At 44.0% G+C, this 14,795-nt stretch carries 15 protein-coding genes and 1 pseudogene; 2 read left to right on the forward strand and 14 right to left on the reverse strand.

What is annotated here, in order from left to right:
- Window positions 1-127: 127 nt before the first annotated feature.
- The 7 genes from AC4E8D_RS28780 to AC4E8D_RS28810 form a co-directional block, all read right to left on the reverse strand.
- Window positions 128-316, reverse strand: a complete 189-nt coding sequence (locus AC4E8D_RS28780) for a hypothetical protein (protein WP_490205558.1) — start codon at window positions 314-316, stop codon at window positions 128-130.
- 84 nt (window positions 317-400) lie between these two features.
- A complete protein-coding gene (locus tag AC4E8D_RS28785; RefSeq protein WP_490205559.1) occupies window positions 401-550 on the reverse strand; it encodes a hypothetical protein in 150 nt (49 codons plus the stop codon).
- A 34-nt stretch (window positions 551-584) separates the two neighbouring features.
- Window positions 585-1,082, reverse strand: coding sequence for a hypothetical protein (locus tag AC4E8D_RS28790; protein WP_490205560.1), 498 nt, complete (start codon window positions 1,080-1,082; stop codon window positions 585-587).
- A 13-nt stretch (window positions 1,083-1,095) separates the two neighbouring features.
- The gene (locus tag AC4E8D_RS28795) at window positions 1,096-1,257 is read right to left on the reverse strand and encodes a hypothetical protein (RefSeq protein ID WP_490205561.1); all 162 of its coding nucleotides are present in this window, start codon (window positions 1,255-1,257) and stop codon (window positions 1,096-1,098) included.
- A gap of 5 nt (window positions 1,258-1,262) precedes the next feature.
- Window positions 1,263-1,757: a hypothetical protein gene (locus tag AC4E8D_RS28800; protein WP_490205562.1), complete on the reverse strand. Its 495-nt coding sequence runs from the start codon at window positions 1,755-1,757 to the stop codon at window positions 1,263-1,265.
- 85 nt (window positions 1,758-1,842) lie between these two features.
- On the reverse strand, window positions 1,843-2,607 hold the full coding sequence (locus AC4E8D_RS28805; protein WP_490205563.1) for a Rha family transcriptional regulator: 765 nt from the start codon (window positions 2,605-2,607) through the stop codon (window positions 1,843-1,845).
- Window positions 2,608-2,796: 189 nt separating this feature from the next.
- Entirely contained in the window at window positions 2,797-3,006 is a 210-nt protein-coding gene (locus tag AC4E8D_RS28810; protein ID WP_490205564.1) for a helix-turn-helix transcriptional regulator, read from the reverse strand.
- 150 nt (window positions 3,007-3,156) lie between these two features.
- Here AC4E8D_RS28810 and AC4E8D_RS28815 point away from each other — a divergent pair, with 150 nt between their 5' ends.
- Window positions 3,157-3,807, forward strand: coding sequence for a LexA family protein (locus AC4E8D_RS28815; protein WP_490205565.1), 651 nt, complete (start codon window positions 3,157-3,159; stop codon window positions 3,805-3,807).
- A gap of 12 nt (window positions 3,808-3,819) precedes the next feature.
- Window positions 3,820-5,322: a recombinase family protein gene (locus tag AC4E8D_RS28820; protein WP_490205566.1), complete on the forward strand. Its 1,503-nt coding sequence runs from the start codon at window positions 3,820-3,822 to the stop codon at window positions 5,320-5,322.
- A 35-nt stretch (window positions 5,323-5,357) separates the two neighbouring features.
- On the opposite strand, the pseudogene AC4E8D_RS28825 reads toward AC4E8D_RS28820, so the two are convergent.
- The 7 genes and pseudogenes from AC4E8D_RS28825 to AC4E8D_RS28855 form a co-directional block, all read right to left on the reverse strand.
- A pseudogene (locus tag AC4E8D_RS28825) lies at window positions 5,358-6,155 on the reverse strand (DEAD/DEAH box helicase family protein); the annotation flags it as partial.
- Between the two features lie 715 nt (window positions 6,156-6,870).
- Window positions 6,871-7,047: a Spo0E family sporulation regulatory protein-aspartic acid phosphatase gene (locus AC4E8D_RS28830; RefSeq protein WP_340399619.1), complete on the reverse strand. Its 177-nt coding sequence runs from the start codon at window positions 7,045-7,047 to the stop codon at window positions 6,871-6,873.
- A 280-nt stretch (window positions 7,048-7,327) separates the two neighbouring features.
- The gene (locus AC4E8D_RS28835) at window positions 7,328-8,698 is read right to left on the reverse strand and encodes a helix-turn-helix domain-containing protein (protein ID WP_490205567.1); all 1,371 of its coding nucleotides are present in this window, start codon (window positions 8,696-8,698) and stop codon (window positions 7,328-7,330) included.
- A gap of 422 nt (window positions 8,699-9,120) precedes the next feature.
- Entirely contained in the window at window positions 9,121-9,498 is a 378-nt protein-coding gene (locus tag AC4E8D_RS28840) for a hypothetical protein (RefSeq protein ID WP_036612497.1), read from the reverse strand.
- A 357-nt stretch (window positions 9,499-9,855) separates the two neighbouring features.
- The gene (locus tag AC4E8D_RS28845; RefSeq protein ID WP_026081439.1) at window positions 9,856-10,578 is read right to left on the reverse strand and encodes a response regulator transcription factor; all 723 of its coding nucleotides are present in this window, start codon (window positions 10,576-10,578) and stop codon (window positions 9,856-9,858) included.
- A 7-nt stretch (window positions 10,579-10,585) separates the two neighbouring features.
- Entirely contained in the window at window positions 10,586-11,746 is a 1,161-nt protein-coding gene (locus tag AC4E8D_RS28850) for a sensor histidine kinase (protein WP_074092506.1), read from the reverse strand.
- Between the two features lie 47 nt (window positions 11,747-11,793).
- Window positions 11,794-14,517, reverse strand: a complete 2,724-nt coding sequence (locus AC4E8D_RS28855; protein ID WP_490206517.1) for a stalk domain-containing protein — start codon at window positions 14,515-14,517, stop codon at window positions 11,794-11,796.
- Between the last annotated feature and the right edge of the window lie 278 nt (window positions 14,518-14,795).

Below are 14,795 nucleotides of genomic sequence, written 5' to 3' on the forward strand. Positions count from 1 at the left end.
ACTATTGCGTTGCATCTCATTCTGGAAAACGAACATTGGATAAGGGCTATCCTTGTATTGACCGCCTGATAAGCTAAGAGCGAATCTATCTTCGAATTCATCACTTGCCTTGATACGAATCTGCATTTCATTCACCCTCTGCTGAGATTAATGTTCCTTCTGCTTCAAAAAGACACGGTATACAACGGTATTGATCTAAACCGAACCATTCCGCTTGCTGCCCCTCATAAATCTCGCCGCCACAAGAAGGATTAGCACAATATCCCACTACCTTAGCTTGTTGCGGATCAGGCAAACCTTGCTCAAATCTGTCCATCTTTATCACCACTCCCCCATAGCGCCATGGTTATCGCCACATTCATCGCTAGCCACCATCCGACCCAGAACCACCATGGAATCATCATTTGCGTAAGGCTTCCAGCTGCCGGTTGTACTTCTCATATTGCTTTTTGGCATGCTCAGCGATGTTAGGCCGACAATCCAGTTTCATACGTTCCTCCATTTGGGCAAAGAACCCGGTTACGTTAAGCAGATAGTGTTTTTTACTCATTGTTAGTCGCTCCTTATGGACATTTTTTAATCATTTATGCAGTAACTTCTTCCCAAGACAATGGCATGAAAATTGTATTACCACTCATTTTGTCTTTGCAGAATACATGAATGCCTTTTCCTAAATCACCGAACAACCCATACACCTTCCAGTCACATTTCTTCTTGACAACCGTTATTCCGCTGTTGCATTCATATGGGCTTGTTGATACGCCATCACATGAAGGGCATCTAAATTTCTTTTCTCCGATTGCTTGTAACATGTCTTCTACAGAATCGAAAACCTTTACCTTACCTGCTTTGATCGAAGGCTGATTCGAATCTTGATAATAATTAATTGCACTGTAAGTTCTGTTACGTTCCCATGATTCCAAGACTTCTTCCTGTGGAATGTTCAAGGCCTCTGAGTATTCCTGTAATTTATCTCTCAAATACTGTTCAAGTCTTTCTGCACGTTCTTCTCCTGTTTTTCCACTCCAAGAATCACGAGCCTCGCCCTTCAACTCTTCTATTGTCTGTTCCAAATTATTCATTCTTATCACCCTCTCAAATTTGATCTTGCAAATGTGCAATAATTGACTGCATACCTTCATTTCCAGCAAACTGTGTCTTAGCCCGATCCAAGAAGCTTTCAAGCTGCTCCTTAGTGCAGTTACGATTCTTGCAGTTTTCGAAAGCACCGATTAATGATTCAGTAGGTGTTGGCATTTATATCATCCTTTCTTCGATTCAGATTCTTCTATGACCTTAAAGAACTCACTAGCTTTCATCTCGATCATTCCGGCAATGTTTGAGTCTTCGCATGGGTTCAGGCTACAATACACAGTTCCATTAACTTCGAAAATTCTGCTTTGAATTCTACCGCCTCCGAATCTAGGGAAGTAAAACGCTACTGGCGGCTTCCGCAGGACGTTTAGGTTTTTATCCTTTATTTCTTTGGACCACGCTTTACCAATTTTAGAATGGATTTTAAACTTCCTAAGACCCTCTTCAATCGGAGTGCAAAGTACTGATGAATGCTTTTCTAAATCATTTTCTGTAGGAATGATGTAAAGTGCTTCATCCGTTGCGTAATACACGCCTGACTCAATCCCGTGAGTCGTGTTGAACTCTATAATGAGTTCTCTTATAAGTTTTGCGTTATGCTTATAAGCAATGAAATCACGTTGCAAAGCGTTCTCTTCTGTTAATCTGAAATATCTTTCCATTTTCTTTCCTCCACTAGATATATTTTTTTGAAACTTAGAATCTGGTAACAACGTATTGATAATCATATGAACGAAGTTACACAACTCACAGCAAAGCACCGATAGATAATTCCTTAACAATGGTTGAGTAAATCTCTTTCAACTTAGGATCAGCTTCGATCACATCCAAGCGGTTAGCCTTTTCAATCTTTGTTTTAGTTGCTCCACTCTCTTCGAGACGATCCTTGAGGTTAGCCAAGCGTGTATTCAGTTTGCAATGAGCGCGTTCTTCAAGTCGGGAATAACTTTCCTTCCGTATCTCCTGATGTCCACCAAATCGCTGTGCAGCTCCGTTAAGCATGCCTGTGATCTTCTGGCGCCAGTTGTCATCTCGTTGAAGGATTGTTTCTTGGATGGTAGTTACTTTGGTTTGAACCTCGACAATTTTCTGTTTGGTCTCGGCTGCTTCCAACTCCACTTTTGCGACAGCCTGAAACATTTGATTAAACATCTGCAATTCTGGAGATAACGATTGTGTATTGATGGTTAATTCGCTACGCATTCGTTTGAATTCATTTAAAAATTTCACCTTCATCTTCATTGCTTCTGGAGTAACGTAAGACATTGCTACAATTGCAAAAGCATCTTCTGTCATGTCGAACTTGGGATACCATTGTTTGTTTTGATTATGCTGATACTGGGTCTGCTGAAAGTTCAGCACCCTCCATTCATTTAAATCAGCCTCATCCAACTTTTCGATTTGCTTTTCAATGTCAGCAAGCACGTTGCGGTGCTCTTTATCAAATACTTCAGCCATGATCAGACTGTCTGTTACCGCTTGACCGTTCTGTATAAAGACCAATTGATTCATGCGATTGCCTCCAATCAAGCAGTTTTGTGTTGAGAGCGATCATTTGAAGCTAGTCGCTCCCTTTCCTCAGTGATCTGATTAATTTCAGACACATACTTCGGTAAGATCCTCCCTAGAAAGGAATACATATTCTTCATTGCCTCTTCTGAGGGTTGCGTACGCTGCATACTGATCACTCCCTTATTCTTCTTATCTACTTAAAGTAGACTCGTGGGTAAAAAAAATTTCATCAACTCCTTTCCCAAACAATTCGGAAGCACGTTTCGCTTTTCCGACTGGCATAGAATCGGCATTTCTTTCCCACTTCATGTACGTATCTCTATGTACATCAAGCTCTCTAGCCACTTGTGCCTGAGTAAACCCTGACAGAAGTCTTGCTTGCTTTAGTGTAAAATTCATCGTATTCACCTCCTGTCGTTGGTGATATGGCTATAATAATCTACCGAAAGTAGATTGTCAACAATAAAAAACCTAAAAAAATCTAACCAAAGTTGATTTTTTTCAACATTCGATATATAATCTACTAAAAACAGGAACGGGAGTTGCGTTATGAGTATCGGAAACAACATTAAAACACTTAGAAATAAATATGGTTTGTCTCAACAAGACTTGGCTGATATTGCTGGCGTCACTAATAAAGCCGTTTCAACTTGGGAAAACAACAATAAAGAACCTCGAATGGGCGCTATTGAAAAGATCGCTAAACACTTTGGTATTAAAAAAAGTAATCTTATAGATGAGAACGGAATGGAAATGATTGATTATGAAGATTCGAATGAATCACAGCAAGGAGTTTATGTAAAACCGCTTTATGGTTCCATTGCTGCAGGTACTCCAATTGAAATGTTGGAGGTTGAGGAATATATAGAAGTACCTAAAAACATTGCTTTGAAATACCCTAAATCATTTCTTCTTAAAGTAAATGGAGATAGCATGAACAAAGTAGTTCCTAATAATTCATATGCGCTTATCACACCACAAGAAGAAGCTAACAACGGTGATGTTGTAGCGGTTGCTATCAATGGATATGATGCTACCTTGAAGCGTTACTACCAATTACAGAACACTACTGTGCTTGAACCAGATAGCTATAACTCAGAACATGTTGCCAAAACATTTAGTGGTAGTGAGGGCGAACCTGCCCTACGTGTAATAGGTAAATTGGTTTGGTTTATGTCTGGTTATGATATTAAATATTAGGGGTTGAGAATAATGAGAGTTGCCGGTTACATACGCGTATCAACTGAAGAACAGGTTAAAGAAGGATATTCACTGGATGCACAGAGAGAGAAGCTAATGAACTTCTGCAAATCACAAGATGGTTGGGATCTTATAGATATTTATCCTGAAGAGGGTAAGTCGGCTAAAGATTTAAATAGACCAGAGTTGCAACGCCTTTTAAATGACGCTGAATCGAAAAAATTTGATGTTATTCTCGTCTATAGGCTAGATCGTCTAACAAGGTCTGTTAGTGATTTGTATGAATTATTAAAAACTTTCGAACGCAATAACATTATGTTTAGATCCTCCACAGAAATTTACGACACAACAACCGCAATGGGAAAGCTATTCATTACCATAGTAGCTGCAATGGCTCAGTGGGAACGGGAAAACCTTTCAGAGAGAGTTCGGTTCGGTATGGAAGAGTTAGTTAGAGAAGGCAATTGGCATGGCGGACCCGTTCCATTTGGATACACTTGGGATAAAAGCGTAAAGAATATGTTTGCTGCTGCTGATGAATTTAAAGTGTTAAGAAAATTGCGAGAAATTTATATGAGTGGAGAAGGATTGGGCAGCACTTCCAAAAAGCTGAATGCACTAGGTTATCTGAAAAAAGGTAAGCCATGGTCAGCGCAATCAGTTTGGTATGTGCTCGACAATCCTTTTTATGCTGGAAGGTTAAGATATGGAGAAAAGAAGAAAAACGGAAAGTATGCATCAAGAAAGAAAGACGAATTAGTTAATGTAATCTGGTCTGAGACAGGATTTCCATGTGTGTATACTTGGGAGGAGTACTTAGAACATAAGGAAAGAATGAAAAGAAAAGAATTTTACGGACATTCCAAAAAAAGAGAATACCGTTTTACTGGTGTTTTAAGATGTGCACGCTGCGGAGCCACCCTTATCGGTAGACCATACAGAAATAAAAAGAAAGACGGAACTCCTGGCGAACCTTATTACAATTATATTTGTTCGAGTAGATCTCTTTCAAAAGGTTGCGATCTGCCTCTTCTAAAACAAGACTTAGCAGAATCACTTATCCGTGAGTACATTGGTAAAATGGATTTTGATTCAAGCAAGGTAGAAATTTCTAGTGATGAATCCAACTCTTACGATGAACTTGAAACCCTGACTAAAGAATTGAAATCCATATCCGAGAGAAGGAAAAAGTGGCAGTACATGTACGTGGAGGATTTGATAAGTGGTGAAGATCTGAGAGACAGAAAAAAAGAAGAAGATGAAAAAGAAACAATGATACATGAGAGATTGTTATTAATTGAGAATTCTTATGGCGACAACAAACAAAAAGAGCACATACAAAGAGTTTTTGGATTGCCAGACGTATGGGATGTGATGGACGATCCCGACAAAAGAGAGTTTATGCAAATGATATTCAAAGAGATAGTCATCGAATGCAGAGTTAAAAATGGGAAAACAGCATCGGGAAAAGGTAAGTTTTTACCGTTTTATATCAAAGCACACGAATTTAACTGATTTTTTTCGTCTATTTATCATTTACTATTTGTTAGATAAGGGAAAGCATCCAGTTCATCGATAATGACGAGATCGAATCCCTGGTGAAAACGCATCAGTTGATGTGTGGTCGCGAGCGTGAGCTGAGCGTCTTTCCAGCGTTCGTCACTGCCTCCGTAAAGGGTAGCGAGTGAGGTGTCCAGAAAAGCTTTAGCTAGACGCGGAGCTAGTTCCAGCACCACATCCCTGCGCGGCGTAGCGACCAGTGCTCGTCCACCACGATCCAATGTATGTTGGAGTAGAGGGAATATCATCTCGGTCTTGCCGGCCCCGGTCACAGCCCACAGCAAAAATCGCCCCGGCCCATCCCCTGCGGGCGGCCGGGCCAAAAACGCTAGCGCCGCGGTTGCTGCCGCGCTCTGCGCTGCGCTAAGCCCCCACCGGGCGAGCCCGCCGCCGGTGGGGGCCAAGGCCGTACCACGCGGTGCTTCGCCGCGTCGTGGCACGGCCCCTTGCGCTGCACTGCGTAGCAGCAGCGCACAAGCACGGCTGCGCCCCAGCGCGAGGCAGGCCTCGCAGTAGGCGCACGCCGCCAGGCCGCAGGCAGCGCAGGGCACGCGCTGCCTGGCTTCGCTGCCACAACGGTGGCAGCGGGGCGCGCTCCGCGCGCGTCCAAGCCACGCGTGCCGACGCCGCGTGGCAGGCCCTTCGAGGGCGGCTGTGATACTCAGCCGCCCGTGCAAGCGCGCGAGCTGCGCAGCCGCGCGCCACTCCCTTGGCGGCTGGGCGGTATCCGCCAGCAACGCCTCCGCCTCGGCCGCCAGTAGTTGGCGGCCGCTGATCCGCTCAGCTAGCAGGGCCGCTTCCCGCTCCAGCTGAGCCCACTGCCCGGCGGGATACGGCTCGGGCATCCCGCCTACCTGAATGCCACGCACAGCGGCACTCCCCGCTTTGCCTGCTATACCTTTTCTGGCCTCAACTTCCCCCGAGGCAAGCTCATATACATCCAGCTTCCGCGCAAGATAGCTCTGCCATTCGCGCTCACCCCAGTGATCCATGCCTCGCTCCGTATCAAAATGTTCAACCAACCAAGATGCCTGACTTAGTGGCAACGCCGTATCTAACAACAACCAGCGCAGCACGTGCCGACCACTTCCTCCCTCTAGCCACCAAGCCAAATCCACTCGAATATCGAGGGACAAGACCATGCTCCACCCTTCACCTACACGGCACACATATATAGCAACCTTCATATACGCTCCCCCATCCTAATTTCTCTGAACGCAAAAAAAGCACATGCCAACCCGGCTGTTCGCCGGAGCATGTGCTTCATGTCCATATTCAATCTTCTTATGATGAATCTACTTATTTACTATACCAATTGAATCTCTACTCTACAAATTCAGCCATTACAAAAAGTTTATTTCCCAACTCGAATTACAGGTTACTGATTAAGTGCTGAACAACTTCTAACCGGACTATTATAAATATCATCTAGATGAACCTTATTCTACGAAGTACATTTACTTCAATCATGTTGGTCTAAAATTTACAGGAACCGGTTATGTATTACTTAGTTTGGAGATGCCTGAGAAACATTCGATTATACCGATTAATCAACTCATCCAAAATCTCGGATTGCTTAATTACCATTGGATGTTGTAAACCATAAATCGCAACCAACGCATGCAAGCTTTCCCGTTCACGTTCCAAGTCGTTTTCTTGATTGTTCACAACATATTTCATAGCATCCTCACCTCTATGAAACAGTGTAACCTCTTATGTAAAAACCAAGATTCATGTCAGATATACAAAAAACCTATAAGAAAATGAATTGCGGCCATCCTCTTACAGGTAACTATCTATAATCTATAAAATAATATCTACCAACCACCTTGACCATGAGAATTAGTCGTTAAAATTTTTGGAACTTCAGGTGGTACATTCTCCGTAGCAGAAGACGTATTAAATGGTACCACCATTGTTGTGATGGTAATTATGGTAGCAATGATTATGAATTTTATCTTCATCTCTCTTTTCGGACCTCCTTCAGCAGTGTAGTGTACTTATGAAGCTCTTCGTTTGTTGCTAAATGCCGAATGGAATCAAATGTACAGAACCCTCTGACCATACAAGCATCATTATTAATTCTAGCTGAGATTGCCAAACTATCCAGTATAAATTGAATCCCAACTCGAATCCGGTCTGAGTTTAGATAATAATCCGCTACATCTGCCAAGAAATTCACGAACTGATCATCTATAATCTGATTGGTATAAGAACCTACCTTCTCATGTGTGATCATAAATGATGATATCGCGGTCTTAAAGCGTTCCAACACATGATCCATATTTATATTATAACTTAGTGCTGCCTTAATAAGCTTAAACAATCCACGTAGAATCTCATTTTCTTTTGTAGATAAATAATCCACATACTCATCTAAAATCTCAATTCTTCCTGTCATTATTTCAAAGAGGTACCTATTTGCTGTTGCCCACTCCCGAAACTGACTCTTTGTAAGCTCCGCTTCAAGATCATTCTCAATAACCCACTCGTGATTTTCATAGCATGAGACGTAGTATAACGCCTGCTGATACTCATTCTTTTCTCCATATATTGATGCTATGATCAAATCCGAGTATAAAATATAACCAAACAACGCTTTGGAAGGCTCTTGATAACTCTTCCCCCTTCTAATCCGTTGATGTTTGATTTCATATTGTACCCTCGCCAGTTTGCCCATTCGTGTTGCCAGTTGCTCCGCTTTGTCCCAACGACGCAATGAGAGATATAGATTCATCAGATCCTTCAGCGCATCCAGTTGCTCCAACTCATTAAGACGCACGACATAAGGATCGAATTGCACTGCATGTTCCAGATTATTTTGCTGATCATCATTAATCGAAAGTTTAAATATTCGATACTGGCAAATAGCCAGCCGTTCGGCATGCTGGTACCGTTCTCCCTCACACACTTTACGATAAATAATTAATGCAGCTTCCGCTCTCCCTTCGATGTTGAATGATTCGGCACAATCAAACAAAGGTTTGATATACGTAGGATTCTCCATCATTAGATCTACAGTTCGTTCAATACAATCGTTTTTTCCAAGCTCAGCACAGCGTATGATAAACGGACGCAGTCGTCGCCAGTTCATCGTAGAATCATTAGACAACTCACTCACATACTGTTCATAAAAATATCCTTCTTCCAATCCCATGTATTCTGTCAAAATATCCAGAATTTTAACCGATACAGGCTGTGAACCGTTAATCACCCTGCTTAGCGTTCCAGAATTAATGCCTGATCTCTCTGCAAAATGATAGAGAAGGATTTTGTTTTCCTCTATGTAATGTAAAAATTCTGTTCGGATCGTCTTATCCAATATACTCAAGAAGATACCCCCTTCCAGAAACACACATTTCCCACGCTCAACATCCATTTTAAGTAATTATATGGTTCAATATACCATAGGTCAATATAATGGAAGATTCTGCTTTCATTATATCATTTGATCTATCATCTCTGGTTCACACACACCAATTCTGCTAATAACCAGAATCTTTCTTTAAAAAGCGAAACTTTTTCCAATCTGAATCGTCTATACTTTTAAATTAAGAGTTCTGACTTCGAAAAGTTTATTTTAGTGTTCAAGAACTCCTCATACCCAGACAATAACCATAGATTGCATAAAAACCCATTTTTAATTTAAAAGCAGACTTGGCTACAATTACAAAAAAAGACTACAGCTTCTGCTGTAATCTTTTCACTGTAGATCTGCGAAATGATAATCCCATTTCCCGTTCACATGCTGATTTATTGCTCTGACTCACGCAAATCAATCAGGCGAAACGTGTGATCGGTCTGTGCTACCCGTTCAATATCAGCAGGGACAGCAGGCAGATAAGATGTCTCCATGCCTTGCCTTTGCATAAGCTTTTCAATAATCGTAATCGTTTCCGCTTCTGTACGATCAGCAACAACGGTTAATCTGAAGCTCTTACCACGATATAACAATTCCCGGCAAAGTTCTCTTACAATGCCTTCGATCCGCCCTGCCTGATTGGAAGGGATGAGCAGGATCTGCTCGAAACCTTCAGATTCCGGACGGGAAAGATGGCGCTGGTGCATGGCATGAACGGCCATTGCCGCCAGGAAGTATATGAGCAGAATCATAGTCAGATGAGCAACCATGGCAACTGCACCTCCTCGGAAGGTCATGCTCACCCATGGCGAACATCCCTGTATACAACAAGTATATGCTGTACTTCCTGAAGGGTTACACTTGCATTTCCTATCGCTCATATTCCACTCTGATCGACACCGGACGAAGAAAGACAGGCCAGGTCATTCATTCACGCCTAAGCTTGAACATATGTTCCGCACAACCTTACACTTTGCTCATTTGCAGTGATAAAGTCCATTAACCCGCAGACCAATCCAACATTCTGGAAAGGGCGCGAGTGAACACCAATCTATACTTCGTCTAGGTTGAATCAACCAATGGACTGACTTACCGTAAGAATACCGCTTTACGAAAAACATAAGGTATTAGAGCGTAACCCAACCATATTTAATCGAATTGATAACGGCTTGTGTACGGTCATCCACTTCCATCTTCTGCAGAATACTGCTGACATGGTTTTTTACTGTTTTTTCACTGATGAACAGGAATTCACCAATCATTTTATTGCTCTTACCTTCTGCCATCAAGCGAAGTACTTCAGCCTCACGACGTGTGAGCGGGTTATTGTCGCCAGCGACAAATTTAACGCCTGCTTCCTTCGAAGCTCCTTCACTCATTGCCCCTGTTTCATTAAGATACGTCATACGACGCAGCTGCATGATCAGTTTGCCGGTTACTTTCGGATGAATAAACGCATGTCCTTCATGCACGGAACGAATCGCATTGATCAGAGACTCGGCCTCCATATCCTTCAGCAAGTACCCGTTAGCCCCTTTACGAAGCGTCTCAAATACATAACTTTCATCATCATGAATGGACAAGATAATCACTTTGACATCAGGGAACAGCTCACGCAATTTCTCCGTTGCCTCAACCCCATTTTCGATCGGCATGTTAATATCCATCAATACGATATCAGGTTTATCCTGATTGCAGAATTCGAGCACTTGTATACCATCGCCGCATTCGCCGATGACCTCAATGTCGTCCTCCATATTTAAAATGCGTTTCAGTCCCTCACGGAACAGCTGATGATCATCAGCCAAAAGAACTTTAATCGATGCTTTACCAGTATCACGGTTTTCCATCATCCTGCTACTCCTTTCCCTTATCCACGTTTGTCGGGATATGAATCACTATTTTGGTTCCTTGATTTTCTCCGGATTCAATCTCTATTCTTCCTTCTAACAGTTCAACCCGTTCTCTCATCCCAATCAGACCGAAGTGGGTATGATCCTTGCTTTTCTTGGCAAGAAGCTCCGGTTTGAACCCAAGCCCATTGTCCTGAACGACAATTTTGACGAGCTGAGCCTGGTATGTAATCTCCACCACAACATATGTGGGATAAGCATGCTTTGCAGCATTCGACAGACCTTCCTGTACGAGGCGGTAGATCGCAGCCTCCATCGCGGAAGATAAACGGTGTTCTTTACCTCTTGTTTCAAAAAGCGACCGGATTTTCGTTTTTACCTCAAAATCCTGCACGTACTTCCGAAGCGTTGGAATCAGTCCCAGATCATCCAGTGCCATAGGACGCAGATTGAAAATAACTTTTCTCATTTCTTCAAGACTGGAACGAACCTGGCCTTTCAAATCTACTATTTCGGCCTGGACCATCTTAAAATCCTGCTTAATGAGCATTCTTTCTACAATTTCCGTCCTAAGCACTAGATTGGCGAGCATCTGGGCAGGCCCGTCATGAATTTCACGAGCAATACGTTTCCGCTCTTCTTCCTGGGCCAAAATTATTTTCAAACCAATCATTTGTCGATTTTTGGCAGATTCGATGATCCGGGTCACTTGACCCAGTTCACCTGACAGGTATTCGAGTACAACACCCATCTGCGAACCGATGGTCTCGGCACGCTCCACAGAAGCTTCCACATTTTTGGCACGCTTCTGCAGATCATCCCGACGGGCCTTCAGATACATTTCCTTCTCACGATAAATCATCAGATCCAGCTGCAGCTGTGTTGCTTTCTCATACGCCTGCTTGATATCATGCTCGGAATAACGGACAAAGTCGCGGCTAACCTCAGTCAGCCGGATCCGGGAACGGCGGTAGTTCAGCTCCAATTGATCTACTTTCTCGATCGTTTCCGCCGTTTCCTTCAGCACCGACTTTAACTCCTCGTTGAGTGTTTTCAGCTCATCGCGAGTTGCGTCCATAATTTCGAACATTTGATATTTGCTGTTTTCCATGACTTGTATGGCGTTTTTAATGACGCGGTCTATGGCATCGGCTTGTAAATCCACGTTTGTTCGACTCCATTTCTATCGTTTCCGGTATATATCATACCATATCACGATGAGATGGTAACGGTCTTCGTTTTCTGTTCCCATTTTACAGTCAGACCAAGTTGCTCGGAAACGAGTCTAAGTGGGACTAAAGTCCTGCCACCCGTTACGTATGGTGCAACAGTTGCGCTCTGTCTTTTACCATTCAGAATGAATTCTTTCTGCCCTACAACCAGATCAATCAGCTTGCCACCACGTAATACCGTGATTCGCTGATTTTTGCTATCCCAGCTTGCCTGACCACCAAAAGCGTCCAAAACATGTTTGATTGGCACATACGTTGTACCATTTTTCAGGACTGGTGCTGCATCAATCGCTTTTTTCGTTCCGTTCACCGTCATCGATTTCTGTCCAAGCACAAGCGAAGCTGTACCCGTAGGCAATCCTACTTCACTGGACTTGGAAGGCATCGTGAATGCGATATTGTCAAAAGCAACCGTGCCTGATTTCGCACGCTCATCCTGACCTTCTTCCACGTTCACTACATAGACCCGCTTCAGCTTCGCCGGATAGGCGATGTTCAGTCCGTTTAGGTCCACGCTCAGCTTCTTCCACCCGTTCCAGTCAATTGCCTTGGCGAGATCGGCATATACCGTTTTGCCATTGGCATCTGTGAATTCGGCACGTAGCCAGTTCAGACTTTTATCTCCCATAACATCCATTGACATCGATGTAGCTGCAGCAGATACCTCTCTACCGGTAGAGCCATTCAGTTGTGCATAAGCGTACATTTTGCCTGTTCCAGCAGTCATATCATAACCGAGTTGCAGTACATTGGAGCCGGCTTTCTCATCTGTTCCTACTGTAACGGTTGCCGTACCAGTTACACCCGCTGCATTCGTCGTGAAGTTGATCGGATAATTCACATTCTCGAAGTTCTCCCAGATCGTTTCGCTGGCAGATGCCGAGAGTACTACGACTGTGCTGTAACCATCATAGCGACCAATGGCATATCCCACTTGTGCACCAGAATTGACTGAAGATACCGTTAATTGGTCAGCAGTCACTTTACCTTTGAACCCGATAAATTCCCATGTCAGCGAGTCTGCCGGAACCGTAACACTTTGTCCACTCTTCGTTGTTGCCGTTACAGGAATGGACATCGTTGTGCCTGCATTGAGCGAACCGAGACCCGATCCTGCTGTCAGGGAAGCCAATTCACTTCCACCCAATACCGATACTTTAATAGAAGATGAAGCTCCATTGCTCGTTGCCGTCAGCGTTGCTGTACCTGGCTTCACGCCTTTGATCGTGCCGTTGCTGACACTCACGATGCTGTTGTTGCTGGACTTCCAGGACATGCTGATATCGCCTGTTGCAATCGGGTTGTAGTAGGTGTCATATCCTTTGGCTGTGTACTTGCCCTCTTGCCCCACCAGCAACGTTTGACTGCCACTCACGGCAAAGCCCTTCAGTTTACCTACAGGAGCCGTAGAGAACACACCTAGTGTGTTTACAACCTGACGTTGCTCGGTGCCATACTCTGTGTTGAACGTCAGACCAGCGGTTTGCTCACCCAACGGACGTGTTACCATTGTTGTGGAGCCGCCTCCATCCAGGTTCATGCCTTTCCAGACACCCACACTGGTCATAAAGGATTGCAGTTCCGTCAGCGACATCCCGCTGCTGTTACTGTTTTTCTCCGCTGCGATGATGTAGACATACCGACCATCCTGGGAGTACCCTACTGCCGTTCTTGCACGAATGCCACCAATGCCGGAAGATGCGATATCACGGGAAAAGGAAGCTGCCTTGCCACCGTTTACCAAAATGGTGTGACCGCCAATCATCATCTCCAGGTTACTGGGATCGACCGATTGCCCAGTTGTTTTAGCTTTCAGTTTGTAATCCGCATCCAAGGTTTGGCCAACGGATAGATGGCTCATGATCCATGTCGCCGCTGTTCCATGCGCACGCAAAATGTACCCATCCTTCGGCACCGTCATGTTTAGCGCTTTTTTATCCGAGATTTGGGTGATTACTCCGTTCTGCACGAGAACCTCTGTTGGAGTTGTGGAAGGATCATTTGGACGTTTGGAGGAGGTCCATGCCGGTGTATAAATATACATCGAGTTGGCATGACTATACTTCACCGCACCCGACTCTACCGTATAATCCTCTTTATTTATCCCACGCAAAGCGAAGGTTGAACCATCCTGCGCCTTCACTGTTCCGTCAAAGGAATACTCATCGATCATCGGTTTTCCATCTTTGGTCACCGTGAGGGCATACATACCCGACAGCTCAGAAGGTGTGGAGACCAGTACGCCATCGGAGACCTGTCCACCAATAGGGGCGAGCTCTCCGGCTACATTGAAGTAATCGCCATTCACAGCGGCTACTGCACCATTTTCCTTAGCCATGGCACCTGTGCTCTGTTTGCTGTTTAGATTACCGCCCTTGCCTGTCATCACATCCAGCTTCACATAGGGGTTCTGCAAATCCACCTGGATTACATCCGCCAGTACGTTGACCTTGGAACCGGAACGTGTTGTTGTATATCTGTATTTCATGAGCTTCGCACCCGAAGTCAGAATTTCTTCACTCAACTTGCTTGTATTCGTAGATGCTGCAGCGGCCACCGATTGCCACGAAGTGCCTGACCACATCTGCCCGCCTGCGCTCATCACCGGTGCAATCCAGATCACACCCGCCAGCGTCACAATCGCCCATTTCTTCACCTTACTGCCCTTAACGTCTTCCAGCTGTTTCTCATGTTTCCCCAGCATGTCTGAAACGTCTCTCCCATCTTGTATATCAATCTTAGACATCACGAACACTGCCAAGTAGGCAGCCGATAGCGAGATCTCTAGTATACTCTTCTATTAATAGACTGCTTTTTGTGGAAAAAGTTACGCCCTCAGCCAAGATTGAGGTATATATTGGTTAATCAATTCCATACGATTCTGCTATGTAGTTAAACTAATCAAAAAATAGACTTCTGTTGTGCACGAGTAAGCACAACAGAAGTCCATTTATGATTCATATATTTCCTTCCCAAGGATTG

The sequence above is a fragment of the Paenibacillus sp. SRL342 genome, from assembly GCF_984798905.1.

Bases quoted from the DNA above. Each gene is read 5' to 3' on its own strand.
- AC4E8D_RS28840 (WP_036612497.1), bottom strand. From the start codon at position 9,498: ATGGTTGCTCATCTGACTATGATTCTGCTCATATACTTCCTGGCGGCA.
- AC4E8D_RS28800 (WP_490205562.1), bottom strand. From the start codon at position 1,757: ATGGAAAGATATTTCAGATTAACAGAAGAGAACGCTTTGCAACGTGAT.
- AC4E8D_RS28830 (WP_340399619.1), bottom strand. From the start codon at position 7,047: ATGAAATATGTTGTGAACAATCAAGAAAACGACTTGGAACGTGAACGG.
- AC4E8D_RS28855 (WP_490206517.1), bottom strand. From the start codon at position 14,517: ATGCTGGGGAAACATGAGAAACAGCTGGAAGACGTTAAGGGCAGTAAG.
- AC4E8D_RS28785 (WP_490205559.1), bottom strand. From the start codon at position 550: ATGAGTAAAAAACACTATCTGCTTAACGTAACCGGGTTCTTTGCCCAA.
- AC4E8D_RS28795 (WP_490205561.1), bottom strand. From the start codon at position 1,257: ATGCCAACACCTACTGAATCATTAATCGGTGCTTTCGAAAACTGCAAG.
- AC4E8D_RS28845 (WP_026081439.1), bottom strand. From the start codon at position 10,578: ATGGAAAACCGTGATACTGGTAAAGCATCGATTAAAGTTCTTTTGGCT.
- AC4E8D_RS28810 (WP_490205564.1), bottom strand. From the start codon at position 3,006: ATGAATTTTACACTAAAGCAAGCAAGACTTCTGTCAGGGTTTACTCAG.
- AC4E8D_RS28805 (WP_490205563.1), bottom strand. From the start codon at position 2,607: ATGAATCAATTGGTCTTTATACAGAACGGTCAAGCGGTAACAGACAGT.
- AC4E8D_RS28790 (WP_490205560.1), bottom strand. From the start codon at position 1,082: ATGAATAATTTGGAACAGACAATAGAAGAGTTGAAGGGCGAGGCTCGT.
- AC4E8D_RS28780 (WP_490205558.1), bottom strand. From the start codon at position 316: ATGGACAGATTTGAGCAAGGTTTGCCTGATCCGCAACAAGCTAAGGTA.
- AC4E8D_RS28815 (WP_490205565.1), top strand. From the start codon at position 3,157: ATGAGTATCGGAAACAACATTAAAACACTTAGAAATAAATATGGTTTG.
- AC4E8D_RS28820 (WP_490205566.1), top strand. From the start codon at position 3,820: ATGAGAGTTGCCGGTTACATACGCGTATCAACTGAAGAACAGGTTAAA.